This window comes from Nocardioides anomalus (assembly GCF_011046535.1).
In the GTDB taxonomy this organism is placed as follows: domain Bacteria; phylum Actinomycetota; class Actinomycetes; order Propionibacteriales; family Nocardioidaceae; genus Nocardioides; species Nocardioides anomalus.
The window spans coordinates 3,999,450-4,013,232 of the sequence record NZ_CP049257.1 but is presented as its reverse complement, the minus strand read 5'-3'; the positions used below and the strand labels follow the sequence as shown (position 1 = coordinate 4,013,232).

Genomic DNA, 13,783 nt, shown 5'->3' with positions numbered 1-13,783 from the left:
GCGCCCCCGTGAAGCAGACCGCCATCCTCGGTGCCGGCGTCATGGGCGAGACCCTGCTCTCCGGCCTGGTCCGCGCCGGGCGCCGCGTCGACCAGCTGCTGGTCGGCGAGAAGCGCAACGAGCGCGCGCAGGAGCTCGAGGAGCGCTACGGCGTCGCGGTGGTCGGCAACGCCGACGCGGCCGCCAAGGCCGACACCGTCGCGCTGGTGGTCAAGCCGCAGGACATGGCCGACCTCCTCGACGAGATCGCCCCGTCCCTGCGCGCCGGTCAGCTGCTCGTCTCGCTCGCCGCCGGCATCACCACCGGCTTCATCGAGTCCCGCGTCCCCGACGGCGTCGCCGTGGTCCGCGTCATGCCCAACACCCCCGCGCTCGTCGACGAGGGCATGGCCGCGGTCTCGCCCGGCTCGCACTGCTCGGAGGAGCAGCTGGCCGAGGCCGAGTCGCTGATGTCCTCGGTCGGTCGCGTGGTCCGCATCCCCGAGCGCCAGCAGGACGCGGTCACCGCGATCTCCGGCTCCGGACCGGCGTACATCTTCTTCGTCGTCGAGTCGATGATCGAGGCCGGCGTGCACCTCGGCCTGCCGCGGGCCACCGCCACCGAGCTGGTCATCCAGACCCTGGTCGGCTCGGCCAAGATGCTGCGCGAGACCGGCACCCACCCGACCGTGCTGCGCGAACAGGTCACCAGCCCCGGCGGGACCACCGCCTCCGCGCTGCGCGAGCTCGAGGTGCACCGCGTCCGCGCGGCCTTCCTGGCGGCCATGGAGTCGGCCCGCGACCGCAGCCGCGAGCTGGCCGAGGGCGACTGACCTCCCACCCCTGGGTGGACGCTCCCGGGCGGCGCTCGGCGGGAGGATGGGGACCGTGAAGCTCGACGCCGTCGTCTGGGGCGCCACGCCCGAGGAGGCGGCGCGCTCCTACCCCGCCGACGACCTGGTCCCGCCCGGCCTGCGGCTGACCCGCGCGATCGGGGTCGCCGCGCCGCCCGAGCGGACCTGGCGCTGGCTGTGCCAGATCGCGGTGGCGCCGTACTCCTACGACCTGGTCGACAACCTCGGCCGCCGCTCGCCGCAGACGCTCACCCCGGGCGCGGACCGGCTCGAGGTCGGCCAGACCATGGCGGTGGTCTTCCGGCTCACGTCGTTCGAGGCCGGCCACCAGTGGACGGCGGTGACCTCGTCGCGCGGGGAGCGGCTGTTCGGCCGGGTCGCGATGACGTACGCCGCAGAGCCGGACCGTGCGGGCTCCCGCCTCGTCGCCCGCGTCGCCGTGGGCTCGGCCGGGCCGGTGGCACACGCGCTGGCCTGGGGCGACCTGGTGATGATGCGCCGCCAGCTGCTCAACCTGAAGCGGCTGGCTGAGAGGGTGCCGTGATGGACGTGCACCGCACCCCCGAGGACCGCTTCGCCGACCTGCCGGACTTCCCCTGGCCGCCGTCGTACGCCGAGGTGGCGGACCCGGACGGCGGCACGCTGCGGATGGCGTACGTCGACACGGGCCCGGCCGACGGCGAGGTCGTCCTGCTCCTGCACGGCGAGCCGTCCTGGTCGTTCCTCTACCGCCACGTGATCGCGGTGCTGAGCGACGCGGGCCACCGCTGCGTGGCTCCGGACCTGGTCGGCTTCGGCCGCTCGGACAAGCCGCTGGCCACGGGCGACCACAGCTACGCCCGGCACGTCGCGTGGGTGCGCGAGTTGGCCTTCGACCACCTCGACCTGCGCGAGGCCACCGTGGTCGGCCAGGACTGGGGTGGGCTCATCGGGCTCCGGATCGCGGCCGAGCACCCGGACCGCGTCGCGCGGGTGGTGGCGGCCAACACCGGCCTGCCGACCGGCGACGTGGACATGCCGGAGATCTGGTGGCAGTTCCGCCGTGCGGTCGAGCAGGCCGAGGTCCTCGACGTCGGGCGGCTGGTGGCGTCCGGCTGCGTGCGCGGCCTGACCGAGGAGGTGCGGGCGGCCTACGACGCGCCGTTCGACACCGAGGCGAGCAAGGCCGGCCCGCGGGCCATGCCGACGCTGGTGCCGACGCGCCCCGACGACCCGGCCACCGGGGCCAACCGGGCCGCGTGGGCCGCGCTGGGCGCCTGGGACAAGCCGTGGCTCAACGCGTTCAGCGACTCCGACCCGATCACGGGCGCGATGGCGCCGATCCTGGCCCGGCACGTCCCGGGCGCGGTCAGCGTGACCATCGAGCGCGCCGGGCACTTCCTCCAGGAGGACGCCGGCCCGGAGCTCGCGGCGGCCGTCCGCGACTTCCTGGGAGCCGGATCGCGGCCGGACCCGTCCTAGCCGGATGCGCCTCCTCGCCGCGCTCCTGCTCGCCCTGGCCCTCGCCGGTTGCGCCGACGCGGACGGCACGGTGGACCGGCCGTCGGCGGGCACCTGGAGCCGGGCCGCCGACCCGCCGCTGTCGGCGCGCTACGGCCCGCTGCTCGCCTGGACGGGCTCGGAGGTGCTGGCCCTCGGCGGTCACACCGGCTCGGGCTGCCCGCCCAGCGCCAGCTGCGTGGACCAGCACGACGGCACCCGCGACGGCGCGGCGTACGACCCGGACCGTGACGCCTGGCGCCCCCTGGCCGACGCACCCCTGGAGGTGGACCGGTTCACCGGGCACGTGGTCGTCGACGGCGTGCCGGTGGTCGGCGACGACCGGCAGTGGTGGTCCTACGACGCGACGGCCGACGCCTGGACCGCGCTGCCGGCGGGCGCGGGGGGCGCTCCCGAGACGGCGCTGGACGGTGTGGTCTACAGCCACGTCCGCGCCCAGGTGCAGGCCCTCGACCTGGCCACGCGGACCTGGAGCGACCTGCCGAGCGACGACCTCGCGCCGCGGCTGCGCGACAGCGGGCTGTTCGCCACGCCCGTGGGGGTGGTGCTCATCGGGGCCGACGACAGGGACACGGCCCCGGACGAGCCGACCCTGACCCGGGCCGACCTGTGGGACGGCACGACGTGGCGGCGGCTGCCCGAGACGGGTCAGACCGGGCCGTTCGTGCACTGGACCGGGCAGCACCTGGTCAACCCCGACTTCGGGAGCGACGACGGCGGCGAGGTCGACGCCTGGGACCGGCCCTACCCCCACGGCGGCCGGCTCGATCCCTCGACCGGAGCGTGGTCGCCGCTGGCCGGCGACCCGCCGGCGTACGGCGACGCCGGGGCCGACGCCTGGCCCCTGGACGCCGCGTCCGGACCGCTCGTCGCCGTCGGCGGCTTCGTCTACGACGACGACGCCGGCACCTGGACGCTGCTCGGCCGCCCCGGCTCCCCGATCCGCCAGGACCTCGCCTCGGTCTGGGCCGGCGACCGGCTGGTCACCGTGGGCGGCACCGACCGCGCCTTCCGGCCGGTCGGACAGGCCTGGGCGCTCTCACAGCCCGATCGCTGACTGCGCCGCGGCCAGCACCGGCGCGGTGACCTCCCGGCACCGCGCGGCGCCCGCCTCGAACACCGAGGCGACGTGCGCCGGGTCGGCGGCCAGCTCGGCGTGCCGCTCCTGCACCGGCGCCAGCGTGGCCACGACCGCATCGGTCACCGCCGCCTTGAGCGCGCCGTACGTCGTCAGGCCGTCGGCCGAGCCACCGCAGGCCACCAGGACCGCGAGCAGGTTGGACACGCCCGGCTTGGCCGGGTCGGAGCGCACCGCGGACGGGCCGGTGTCGGAGTCGGTCACTGCGCGGGAGACCTTGCGGCGCACGACGTCGGGCGGATCGAGCAGGTGGATGGTGCCGGCGGTGTCGGCGGACTTCGACATCTTCCGGTCGGGGTGCAGCAGGTCCATCACCCGCGCGGAGCCGTCGGAGGCGGTGACCACCTCGGGCACGACGAAGACCGGTCCGTAGAGCCGGTTGAACCGCTGGGCCAGGTCCCGGGCCAGCTCGACGTGCTGCTTCTGGTCCGCGCCGACCGGCACGGCGGCGGGTCGGTAGAGCAGGATGTCGGCCGCCATCAGCGCCGGGTAGGTGAACAGCGAGACCCGCGTCGAGTCCACGCCGCGACCCTTCTCCTTGAACTGCACCATCCGGTTCAGCTCACCGGTCGTCGCGACGCACTCGAGCAGGTAGGCCAGCTGCGCGTGCGCCGGGACGTGGCTCTGCCGGAACAGCGTGGCCCGGTCCAGCCCGACCGCGAGGAACAGCGTGGCCATCTCGTCGGCGTACGCGCGGACCTCGGCCGGCGCGTGCGTCACGGTCAGGGCGTGCAGGTCGGAGAGGCCGTAGAAGGCGTCGTCCTGGCGACGCGACATCGGCAGCAGGGCCCCGAGGTAGGAGCCGAGGGTCAGGTGCCCGGAGGGGGTGAGCAGGGAGAGCGTGCGGGTCATGGGTGGAGCTCCTGGTGAGAGAGCCCACGGGTGGGACGCGTAGCGAACGGCCGCCCGTGGGCGGCCGGAAGGAAGAGGTGCGTGAGGACAGGTGGCCGCCGTCAGGCGGGCCACCACTGGGTACGACGCGTCGTCAGCACGCGCCCACGGTAGCGTCGCGGACATGGAGGGGGCCAGCGGGTGCACGGGCCCGAGCGCGGTGGTCTTCGACCCCACGCTGACCGACTACGACTTCGGCCCCGCCCACCCGATGGCCCCGGTCCGGGTCGCGCTGACCATGCAGCTGGCCCACGAGCTCGGTGTCACCACCGGCGGCGCGCTGCGCGTGGTCCCCGCGCGCCACGCCACCGACGAGGAGATCGCGACCGTCCACGACCAGCGGCTCATCGAGGCCGTCCAGCGTGCGGGCCGCACCGGCCGGGCCGAGCTCGAGGTCGGGCTGGGCAGCGACGACAACCCGGTCTTCCTCGGGATGCACGAGGCGGCGGCGCACGTGGTCGGCGCCAGCCTCGAGGCCTTCCGGCTGGTCGGCAGCGGCGAGGCCCTGCACGCCGCCAACATCACCGGCGGCCTGCACCACGCGATGCCCGACCGGGCCAGCGGCTTCTGCGTCTACAACGACGTGGCCATCGGCATCCGCTCCCTGCTCGACGCCGGCGTGCAGAGGATCGCCTACGTCGACGTCGACGTGCACCACGGCGACGGGGTGCAGGCGGTCTTCTGGGACGACCCCCGGGTGCTCACCATCTCCGTGCACGAGACCGGGCAGTTCCTCTTCCCCGGCACCGGCTTCGCCCAGGACGTCGGCGGCCCCGGCGCGGAGGGCTCCGCGGCCAACGTGGCCCTCCCGCCCGGCACCGGCGACGCCGGCTGGCTGCGGGCCTTCCACGCCGTCGTGCCCGACCTGGTCCGCGAGTTCGCGCCCGAGGTGCTGGTGACCCAGCACGGCTGCGACTCCCACGCCGAGGACCCGCTCGCCCACCTGATGCTCAGCGTGGACGGCCAGCGCGCGGCGTACCTCGCCCTGCACGAGCTGGCCCACGAGGTCACCGGCGGTCGCTGGGTGGCCACGGGCGGCGGGGGCTACGCGCTCGTCGACGTCGTCCCGCGCGCGTGGAGCCACCTGCTCGGCGCCGTCGCCGGCCGCCCGGTGGACCCGGCCACGCCGACGCCCGAGGCCTGGCGCGCCTACGTCCTGGAGCGCACCGGCGTCAGCGCGCCGCGCTCGATGACCGACGGCCGCACGCCGGCGTACCGCGACTGGCGCGAGGGCTACGACCCCGACGCGTGGCTGGACCGCGAGGTCAACGCGACCCGGACGGCGCTCTTCCCGCTGCACGGGCTCGACCCGCTGCCCTGAGCCTCCGACCCGTCCGGATCAAGTCGACACGCCCAGACAACTGCAGGCACTTTCGCGAACCTATTCCCCATGAGTCACAACTGCCTCTATTCTCCCTGAGGAGGCAGCGCGATGCTCACCGGTGGGGAAGCCGGTGACGCGAGGCCGAGGAAGAACGGTGCACGATGGTTGGTTCGGGGGACATGTCGGAGGCGAAGTTCCTCACCGTGGCCGAGGTCGCGGCGATGATGCGCGTCTCGAAGATGACGGTGTATCGCCTGGTCCACAACGGTGACCTGCCTGCCGTGCGCGTCGGCCGCTCGTTCCGGGTGGTCGAGGAGGACGTCAACGAGTACCTCCGCAAGAGCTTCTACAGCGCCGGCTGACCTGCGCCGTCCACGCGCGGGGAGGCTGTCGGCCACCTCACGTCTCGCCCATTCGGCGCCTCACGGTGCGGCGGATAGGCTTGCCCGGTCCTGTGGAGTGACCACGGGATGCTGGGGTGCGGCTCGTGGCCGTCCCGGGCTGTCCGTGGCGAGAGGTACACCGTGGGTTCGGTCATCAAGAAGCGGCGCAAGCGCATGGCGAAGAAGAAGCACCGCAAGCTGCTGAAGAAGACGCGCGTGCAGCGTCGCAAGCTCGGCAAGTAACCACCGCCTCCCCGTCCCCCACAGACAGGGTCTGAGATGGCGAGCGCCCAGGGACGGACCCGCGACCGGGTCGTCCTCGTGACCGGGGTCTCCCGAGACCTCGGCCGCCGCTCGGCGCGCGCCATCGCCCAGGACCCGACCGTGGCCCGGGTCATCGGCGTCGACGTCGTCCCGCCCCGCGGGGACGTCGGCGACGTGTCCTTCGTCCGCGCCGACATCCGCAACCCGGTGATCGCCAAGGTGATCGCCAAGGAGGACGTCGACACGGTCGTGCACATGAGCGTGATCTCGACGCCGGGCAGCGCCGGCGGGCGCGGCACGATGAAGGAGCTCAACGTCATCGGCACCATGCAGCTGCTCGCTGCGTGCCAGAAGGCGCCGAGCGTGCAGCACCTCGTGGTGAAGTCGACGACCACGGTGTACGGCGCGAGCAACCGCGACCCGGCCATGTTCACCGAGGACATGGAGCCGCGGCGCGCCCCGCGCTCGGGCTACGCCAAGGACGTCGCCGAGATCGAGGGCTACGTCCGCGGCTTCGCCCGCCGCCGCCCCGACGTCCGGGTCACCACCCTGCGCTGCGCCAACGTCATCGGCCCGCACGTGGTCAGCCCGATCACATCGTACTTCCGGCTGCCGGTCATCCCGACCGTGCTCGGCTTCGACGCCCGCCTGCAGTTCCTGCACGAGCAGGACCTGATGGACCTCCTGGTGCACGCGGTGCGCGCCGACCTGCCCGGCACCTTCAACGTGGCCGGCGACGGCGTGCTCATGCTCTCCCAGGCCCTGCGCCGGCTGCGGCGCCCGACGGTGCCGATGCCCGGCTTCGCGGTCGGCGGCGTCGGCAACGTGCTGCGCAGCGCCCGGCTGGCCGACTTCTCTCCGGAACAGCTCAGCTTCCTCACCTACGGTCGCGGCGTGGACACCACGCGGATGCGCGAGCGGCTCGGCTTCGAGCCGTCGTTCACCACGGCCAGCGCCTTCGAGGACTTCGCAGCCGGCCTGACGCCCACCGGTGGCCGGGTCGAGCGTGCGCTGACCGCCGTGCTCGACCAGCTGCCCTCGCCCACCGACCCGCCCGCGCTCACCTCGGTGACCGGCACCGCCGGGGGCGAGTCGCGTGGGTGACGCCGAGATCATCCCGATCGGCACCCGCGGGCGCCCCGGGCGCGGCCAGGGCAACGGCAAGCCGTCCGCCGCCTCGCGCAGCCTGGCCGGCGGCCCGTCGAACCCGCCCGGGAAGCAGCCGAGCCAGCAGCCGAGCCAGCAGTCGGGCCAGCGGCCGAGCCAGCGGCCGCGCGCACAGGCCGGCGACCGGATCGACGGTGCCGACCGCCCCGCCCCGGTCACGCCCGACGAGCCCGCGACGAGCCCGCCCGTGGCCGAGCGGCCCCGCCCCCCGGCGTACGCCGTCGAGCGGGAGCCCACCACTGGCATCCCGGCCGGCGACTGGCTGGCCGCCTTCCAGCACGCCTCGCGCGAGCTGTTCGGCGAGCAGTGGGAGCCGCAGCTGGCCCGGTTCCTGGCCTTCCTGCGCCGCCGGGTGACCGGTGACTACGTCGTCGACGAGTACGGCTTCGACCAGGAGATCACCGAGCGCTTCTTCCTGGCCGCGCTGCGCCCGATCGCGCAGAAGTGGTTCCGCATCGAGGTCCGCGGCGCCGAGAACATCCCCGCCGAGGGCGGCGCGCTCGTGGTCTCCAACCACTCCGGCACCATCCCGGTCGACGGGCTGATGACCATGGTGTCCATCCACGACACCACCGGTCGCTTCCTGCGCCCGCTCGGTGCCGACCTGGTCTTCAAGATGCCGGTGGTGAGCAGCCTGGCCCGCAAGGGCGGCACCACCCTGGCCTGCGCCGAGGACGCCGAGCGGATGCTGCGCAGCGGCGAGCTGGTCGGCGTCTGGCCCGAGGGCTTCAAGGGCATCGGCAAGCCGTACGCCGAGCGCTACAAGCTCCAGCGCTTCGGGCGGGGCGGCTTCGTCTCCGCGGCGCTGCGCACCCAGGTGCCGATCATCCCGCTCTCGGTCGTCGGCGCCGAGGAGATCTACCCGCTGGTGGCCAACCTGCCCTCGCTGGCGCGGGTGCTCGGCCTGCCCTACCTCCCGGTGACCCCGCTGTTCCCCTGGCTGGGCCCGCTCGGCCTGGTGCCGCTGCCCAGCAAGTGGCTGCTGGAGTTCGGCGAGCCGATCCGCACCGACGAGTTCGACGCCGGCGCGGCCGACGACCCGATGCTAGTCTTCAACGTCACCGACGAGGTGCGCGAGACCATCCAGTCCACGCTCTACTCGCTGCTCATGCAGCGGCAGTCGGTCTTCCGCTAGGAGCGTCGTCCGCGAGGACTACTGGCCGGCGCCGGTCCCGGCGCCACCACCCGTGCCGGATCCGGTCAGACCGCCGGTGAGGCCGCCGGTGAGGCCGTTGAGCAGTCCGTTGACGCTCTCGACGACGCCGGTGACGACCTGGTTGACGGTGTCGGTCACCGGGGTCAGGTCGACGGGCGCGGTCGGGGTCTTGGTGTCGAGCTTGCCGCCCTTGCCACCCTTGCCGCCGTCGCCCTTCCCGCCGTCACCGTTGCCACCGAGGCCGCCGGGCGGGGTGGGGACCACGTCCTGCAGACCCCCGCCGTCGGTGGGGACCACGCTGGGGGTCGGGATGACCGAGGGAACCTGGACCGGGTTGGTGGGTGGGTCGATGCCGCTCGGGTCGTTCTTGCCGCCGCCGATGGTCGCGTCCTCGCTCGGCGGGGGCTGGGTCAGCTGCTCGCCGGCCTCGGTGAGGGCGTCGGCGGCGTCGCCGACCGCGGTGGTGGCGCCGGCCACGAGCTGCGCGGGCAGCTCGGTGATCGGCTCACCGCAGGTCGGGCAGAGGTTGCTGGCGGTGGCGTCCTGGCTCATGACCACGGCGGCCGCGTCGACCAGGGCGTCGTGGGCGCCGTCGGGGATCGCGGACTCGAGGTCGCTCAAGGTCTCCACGCTCTGGTGCGTGAACTGCATGAGGTCCTTGATCGCGCTCTGGTCGCCGTTCTCCTGGAAGTCCTTGATGAGGTGATCGCCCGCCTCGCCGGCCTGGTCGGAGAAGGTGGTGAGCGTCTGCGCGATGAGCTGGGCGTCCGGGTCCGGCTTGCCGGACAGCTCGCGGACCTCGCTCAGGCGGTCCGAGGCGTTGCCGAGCATGGTCTTGCCCTTGGCGTCGTCGCCCACGCTGATGCCGGTGTGGGTGTTCTCGATCGCCCGCTTGAGCGGGTAGAGCGTGTCACCGGGGAGGGCGCCTTGGGAGGCCACCGCCATCGACGTGGTCGCGCCGATGATCGCGACGGCGCCGAGGGCGACGCTGACGCGGCGCTCGCCCCGGCCGCGGCGCGGGGTGATCGTGAGCCGGGCGACGTCGTCGCGGGAGCGGGCGGGGGCCGGGACCAGCTCGGTCTCGGCGGCGGCCATGAGCTGGGCGCGCAGGTCGGAGACGAACGCCGGCCGGGCCTCGGGCTCCGGAGCGGCCCGCAGCGCGCTGACCAGCTCGAGCAGCTCCGCGGTCGCGGGGTCGACGGCTCCTGCGGCGTCGTCTCGCCGCCCGCCCTCGACCAGCTGGTCGAATCGCTCGGCACGGCGTGCCGGGAACAGGGGGGTCATCGCTGCGGTCCTGTCTGGTGGTCGCCGACGCCGTCCCCGTGTCGAGGCGCCGACGCCACCCACAACGAAGCGGGGGCCGCCGGGGTTACGCGCGAACGCAGAGAACCGGGCATCAGCGGATCCCCTCGGGCATCAGCTTGGCCAGGTTGCGCACGCCCCGCAGCTGGAGCTGCTTGACCGCGCCCTCGCTGCGGCCCAGCACGGCGGCCGTCTCGGCGATGCTCATCCCCTGCAGGAAGCGCATGATGAGGCAGTCCTTCTGCTCCGCGGGCAGCTCGGTGAGCGCCTGCAGCAGGACCTCGTTGGTCAGGCTGGCCAGCACGGCGTGCTCGGGGCCCTCGGTGGCGTCGTCGTGCACGCCCATGTCCTCGGTGGCCAGCTCGAGGCGGGTGCGACCGGCCTTGAAGTGGTCGGTGGCCAGGTTGCGGGCGATGGTCATCAGCCAGGCGCCGAAGTCCTTGCCCTGCCAGCGGAAGTTCTGCATGTTGCGCAGCGCCCGGAAGAACGTCTCCGACGTGAGGTCCTCGGCCAGGGTGCTCGAGCGCGTGCGGTAGAAGAGGAAGCGGTAGACCGCGCCCTGGTAGTGGTCGTAGAGCAGTCCGAACGCGTCGCTGTCGCCCTTGCGGGCCAGCTCGACCAGCGCGATGAGGCGGGAGCGGTCCTCCTCGCTCTCCTCGGAGGAGGCGGCCAGGTCGGCGTCGCCGTAGCCCTGCCCGACGCCGCGGCCCTCGCCGACGCTGTCCCGGGCGGCCGCCTCGCTCAGCAGCCAGCCGTCGTGGGCCGAGCGGCTGCGGCGACCGCCGGAGCGGTCGGAGACCTCGGCGAGCGCGAGGGCGGGGGTCCCGGGCTCGAGGGCGCACGCGACCGCGACGCGCAGCGCGTCGAGTCCACGCATCACCTGCGGTCCCCAACCGGGCACAGGAGTCCCTCCCTCGTTCCCCCGTGGTGCAACTACCCGATCCTAGAAGAGTTAGTCACAACACGGGAAGAATCGGCCTACTCCCTCTTGCCGCGCAGCGAGATCCCGGCGGCCACCGCGCCGCTGGCCGCCCCGGCCAGCGCGCCCACCAGGAGCCCGGCGCGGGCCGCCTTGCGACCGGTGCGGTAGTCGCGGACCCGCCAGCCCTGCTCGCGTGCGTAGGCCCGCAGCTTGGCGTCGGGGTTGATCGCGCAGGGGTCGCCGACCAGCTTGAGCATGGGCAGGTCGTTGTAGGAGTCGGAGTACGCCGAGCAGCGGCCCAGGTCCAGCCCCTCCCGGGCGGTGAGGGCCTTGATGGCCTCGGCCTTGGCCGGGCCGTGCAGCATGTCGCCGACCAGCCGGCCGGTGTAGACGCCGTCCACGTGCTCGGCCACCGTGCCCATGGCGCCGGTGAGCCCGAGGCGCCGGGCAATGATCTGGGCGATCTCGACCGGCGCGGCGGTCACCAGCCAGACCCGCTGGCCCTGGTCGAGGTGGAGCTGGGCCAGGGCGCGGGTGCCGGGCCAGATCCGGTGCGCCATGGCCTCCTCGAAGATCTCCTCGCCGAGGTCCTGCAGCTCGCGGACCGTGTGCCCCTCGATGAAGCTGAGCGCCGCCGCCCGGGTCTCGGCCACGTGCTCGGGGTCCTCGACGCCGACCACGCGGAAGTAGAGCTGCTTGTACATCGCGCCGAGGATGTCGCGGGTCGTGAAGAACTCGCGCCGGTGCAGCCCGCGGGCGAGGTGGAAGATGCTGGCGCCCTGCATCAGCGTGTTGTCGACGTCGAAGAACGCCGCCGCCGTGGCGTCCGCCGGGTGGTGCAGGGCGGTCTCGACCTCGGCCGCGGCGGCGGCCGCCTCGCCCGCCAGCGTCGAGCGCTGCTGGAGGTTGAGCGGCGTGCGCGGCCGGTCGGGTGGAGCCACGGAGCGACCCTAGGCCACCGGCGCGTGTGGAATCATCCGTGCATGGCCGAGGGGGCGGATCAGGCGCACGCGGCGCCGACCGACGTCGCGGACCTGCTCGCCCGCGCCGCGGCCGAGGACCCCGACCGGCTCGCTGTCGTGGAGTCCGGCGGGCGCCGGGTGACCTGGGGTGAGCTCGACGACGAGGTGAGCCGGGTCGCGACCGGCCTCGGCGCCGCGGGCATCGTGGCCGGGCACCGCGTGATGCTGGTGCTGGGCAACCGCATCGAGTTCGTCACGACCTACCTCGGAGTGCTCCGGGCGCAGGCGGTCGCCGTACCGGTCAACCCGACGTCGCAGGCCGGCGAGCTGGCCCGCATGGTCGCCGACTCCGGCTCGCGGATGGTGGTCGCGGACGCCGACACCGTGACCGCGGTCCGCGAGGCCGCGCGGATGCTGCAGGAGGCCCGCGCGGTCGAGCACCCGGCCGGCTCGATCGAGGCCGACCTCCTCGCCCGCCTGGTCGTCCCGCGCATCGTCGTCGTCGGCGGCACCCTGCAGCCGGGGGAGCGGTCCTACGACCACCTGCGCGCCGACTCGCCCCGACCCGTGCCGCCGCTGCTCGACCCGGAGAAGCTCGCGGCCCTGCTCTACACCAGCGGTACGTCGGGCCGCCCGCGTGCCGCGATGCTCACCCACCGCGCGCTGCTGGCCAACGTCGAGCAGGTCGCGCAGGTGGACCCGCCCATGGTCCACGGCGACGACGTGGTGCTCGGCGTGCTGCCGCTGTTCCACGTCTACGGGCTCAACGGCGTGCTCGGCGTGGTCATGCGCCACCGGGCCAAGCTGGTGCTGGCCGGGCGCTTCGAGCCGCAGGGCACCCTCGACCTGATCGAGGACGAGGCGTGCTCGGTGGTCCCGGTCGCACCGCCCGTCTTCGCCTACTGGCGCGGTGTCGAGGGGCTGCGCGAGCGGCTCGGGCCGGTGCGCCTCATGCTGTCCGGCTCCGCGCCGCTCTCGCCCGAGCTGGCCACCGAGTTCACCGAGCTGACCGGCATCCCGGTCCACCAGGGCTACGGCCTGACCGAGGCCTCGCCCGTCGTCACCTCGACGCTCTGCTCGCCGTCCCTGCAGCCCGGCTCGGTCGGCGCCGCGCTGCCCGGCATCGAGCTGCGGCTGGTCGACGAGACCGGACGCCCGCCCGAGGGCGAGGACCCGGGCGAGATCCAGGTCAAGGGCGCGAACCTGTTCAGCGGCTACTGGCCCGACGGCTCGCTCGGTCCTGACCAGGACGGCTGGTGGTCCACCGGCGACGTCGGCTTCCTCGACGCGACCGGGGACCTGTTCCTCGTCGACCGGCTCAAGGAGCTGGTGATCGTCTCGGGCTTCAACGTCTACCCGGTCGAGGTCGAGGACGTGATCCGCGAGGTCCCCGGCGTCAGCGAGGCGGCGGTCATCGGTGTCGACGACCCCGAGACCGGCGAGGCCGTGGTGGCCTACGTCGTGTCGTCGGGCGACCCCGCGACGCTCGCGGACGCCGTACGCACCCACTGCGAGCAGCGGCTGGCCCGCTTCAAGCAGCCCCGGCGCATCGAGGTCGTCCCCGAGCTGCCCGTCGGCGTCACCGGCAAGGTGCAGAAGGGCCGGCTGCGCGGCATGGAGCGGCGCCGGGCGCTGGGGCTGCTCGAGCAGTGAGCGCCCGCGTGACGCTCTACTCCAAGCCCGGCTGCCACCTCTGCGACGACGCCCGGGCGGTCATCGAGCGCGTGTGCGCCGACCTGGGCGAGTCCTACGCCGAGCTCTCGATCCTCGACGACCCCGCGCTGCTCGAGCGCTACGGCGAGGAGATCCCGGTGACCCTCGTCGACGGCCGGCAGCACGACTTCTGGCGGGTGGACGAGACCCGGCTCCGCGCCGCCCTGACCGCCCCGGAGAACTTGTAACGCGCAGTTACCGGCACTTCCGACCCGTTGCAACGGGTCG

15 protein-coding genes are annotated in these 13,783 nt (G+C 73.9%); 11 read left to right on the top strand and 4 right to left on the bottom strand.

From position 1 onward, the window contains the following. The first annotated feature begins 8 nt into the window (after positions 1-8). From proC to G5V58_RS20010, 4 genes are read left to right on the top strand one after another with little or no spacing between them, the layout of a single operon-like run. Complete coding sequence (gene proC, locus G5V58_RS20025) at positions 9-812, top strand: pyrroline-5-carboxylate reductase (protein WP_165236631.1); 804 nt, start codon at positions 9-11, stop codon at positions 810-812. Positions 813-867: 55 nt separating this feature from the next. Then, positions 868-1,377 carry a hypothetical protein gene (locus G5V58_RS20020; RefSeq protein ID WP_230486779.1) on the top strand — a complete coding sequence of 170 codons (510 nt, stop codon included), beginning with the start codon at positions 868-870 and terminating at the stop codon, positions 1,375-1,377. Then, positions 1,377-2,294, top strand: a complete 918-nt coding sequence (locus G5V58_RS20015) for a haloalkane dehalogenase (protein WP_165236627.1) — start codon at positions 1,377-1,379, stop codon at positions 2,292-2,294. The genes G5V58_RS20020 and G5V58_RS20015 overlap by 1 nt, the downstream gene beginning before the upstream one ends. Positions 2,295-2,298: 4 nt before the next feature. Beyond that, entirely contained in the window at positions 2,299-3,390 is a 1,092-nt protein-coding gene (locus G5V58_RS20010; RefSeq protein ID WP_165236625.1) for a Kelch repeat-containing protein, read from the top strand. Here G5V58_RS20010 and trpS read toward each other — a convergent pair. Then, on the bottom strand, positions 3,373-4,323 hold the full coding sequence (trpS, locus tag G5V58_RS20005) for a tryptophan--tRNA ligase (protein ID WP_165236623.1): 951 nt from the start codon (positions 4,321-4,323) through the stop codon (positions 3,373-3,375). The two genes, G5V58_RS20010 and trpS, sit on opposite strands and share 18 nt — an antisense overlap. 163 nt (positions 4,324-4,486) lie before the next feature. On the opposite strand from trpS, the gene G5V58_RS20000 reads away from it, so the two are divergent. The 5 genes from G5V58_RS20000 to G5V58_RS19980 all read left to right on the top strand — a co-directional run bounded on the left by G5V58_RS20000 (position 4,487) and on the right by G5V58_RS19980 (position 8,635). Beyond that, on the top strand, positions 4,487-5,683 hold the full coding sequence (locus G5V58_RS20000; RefSeq protein ID WP_165236621.1) for an acetoin utilization protein AcuC: 1,197 nt from the start codon (positions 4,487-4,489) through the stop codon (positions 5,681-5,683). 182 nt (positions 5,684-5,865) lie between these two features. Continuing rightward, positions 5,866-6,048, top strand: coding sequence for a helix-turn-helix domain-containing protein (locus G5V58_RS19995; RefSeq protein ID WP_230486778.1), 183 nt, complete (start codon positions 5,866-5,868; stop codon positions 6,046-6,048). A 162-nt stretch (positions 6,049-6,210) separates the two neighbouring features. Further along, positions 6,211-6,312 carry a 30S ribosomal protein bS22 gene (locus G5V58_RS19990; protein ID WP_008356322.1) on the top strand — a complete coding sequence of 34 codons (102 nt, stop codon included), beginning with the start codon at positions 6,211-6,213 and terminating at the stop codon, positions 6,310-6,312. Positions 6,313-6,348: 36 nt separating this feature from the next. Further along, the gene (locus G5V58_RS19985; RefSeq protein WP_165236617.1) at positions 6,349-7,437 is read left to right on the top strand and encodes an NAD-dependent epimerase/dehydratase family protein; all 1,089 of its coding nucleotides are present in this window, start codon (positions 6,349-6,351) and stop codon (positions 7,435-7,437) included. Continuing rightward, positions 7,430-8,635 carry a lysophospholipid acyltransferase family protein gene (locus G5V58_RS19980; RefSeq protein ID WP_165236615.1) on the top strand — a complete coding sequence of 402 codons (1,206 nt, stop codon included), beginning with the start codon at positions 7,430-7,432 and terminating at the stop codon, positions 8,633-8,635. Before G5V58_RS19985 ends, G5V58_RS19980 begins: the two co-directional genes overlap by 8 nt. An 18-nt stretch (positions 8,636-8,653) precedes the next feature. Here G5V58_RS19980 and G5V58_RS19975 read toward each other — a convergent pair whose 3' ends face one another. The 3 genes from G5V58_RS19975 to G5V58_RS19965 all read right to left on the bottom strand — a co-directional run bounded on the left by G5V58_RS19975 (position 8,654) and on the right by G5V58_RS19965 (position 11,821). Then, positions 8,654-9,940, bottom strand: coding sequence for a DUF5667 domain-containing protein (locus tag G5V58_RS19975; protein WP_165236613.1), 1,287 nt, complete (start codon positions 9,938-9,940; stop codon positions 8,654-8,656). A gap of 112 nt (positions 9,941-10,052) precedes the next feature. Continuing rightward, on the bottom strand, positions 10,053-10,835 hold the full coding sequence (locus G5V58_RS19970; protein WP_230487385.1) for a sigma-70 family RNA polymerase sigma factor: 783 nt from the start codon (positions 10,833-10,835) through the stop codon (positions 10,053-10,055). Positions 10,836-10,936: 101 nt separating this feature from the next. Further along, entirely contained in the window at positions 10,937-11,821 is an 885-nt protein-coding gene (locus G5V58_RS19965) for an HAD family hydrolase (protein ID WP_165236609.1), read from the bottom strand. Positions 11,822-11,863: 42 nt separating this feature from the next. Between G5V58_RS19965 and G5V58_RS19960 the strand changes: the two genes are divergently transcribed. Both G5V58_RS19960 and G5V58_RS19955 read left to right on the top strand, forming a co-directional pair. After that, on the top strand, positions 11,864-13,495 hold the full coding sequence (locus G5V58_RS19960; RefSeq protein WP_165236607.1) for a class I adenylate-forming enzyme family protein: 1,632 nt from the start codon (positions 11,864-11,866) through the stop codon (positions 13,493-13,495). Then, positions 13,492-13,743, top strand: a complete 252-nt coding sequence (locus G5V58_RS19955) for a glutaredoxin family protein (protein WP_165236605.1) — start codon at positions 13,492-13,494, stop codon at positions 13,741-13,743. Before G5V58_RS19960 ends, G5V58_RS19955 begins: the two co-directional genes overlap by 4 nt. Positions 13,744-13,783: the final 40 nt, after the last annotated feature.

Bases quoted from the DNA above. Each gene is read 5' to 3' on its own strand.
- G5V58_RS20015 (WP_165236627.1), top strand. From the start codon at position 1,377: ATGGACGTGCACCGCACCCCCGAGGACCGCTTCGCCGACCTGCCGGAC.
- G5V58_RS20010 (WP_165236625.1), top strand. From the start codon at position 2,299: ATGCGCCTCCTCGCCGCGCTCCTGCTCGCCCTGGCCCTCGCCGGTTGC.
- trpS (WP_165236623.1), bottom strand. From the start codon at position 4,323: ATGACCCGCACGCTCTCCCTGCTCACCCCCTCCGGGCACCTGACCCTC.
- G5V58_RS20000 (WP_165236621.1), top strand. From the start codon at position 4,487: ATGGAGGGGGCCAGCGGGTGCACGGGCCCGAGCGCGGTGGTCTTCGAC.
- G5V58_RS19995 (WP_230486778.1), top strand. From the start codon at position 5,866: ATGTCGGAGGCGAAGTTCCTCACCGTGGCCGAGGTCGCGGCGATGATG.
- G5V58_RS19985 (WP_165236617.1), top strand. From the start codon at position 6,349: ATGGCGAGCGCCCAGGGACGGACCCGCGACCGGGTCGTCCTCGTGACC.
- G5V58_RS19975 (WP_165236613.1), bottom strand. From the start codon at position 9,940: ATGACCCCCCTGTTCCCGGCACGCCGTGCCGAGCGATTCGACCAGCTG.
- G5V58_RS19970 (WP_230487385.1), bottom strand. From the start codon at position 10,835: ATGCGTGGACTCGACGCGCTGCGCGTCGCGGTCGCGTGCGCCCTCGAG.
- G5V58_RS19960 (WP_165236607.1), top strand. From the start codon at position 11,864: ATGGCCGAGGGGGCGGATCAGGCGCACGCGGCGCCGACCGACGTCGCG.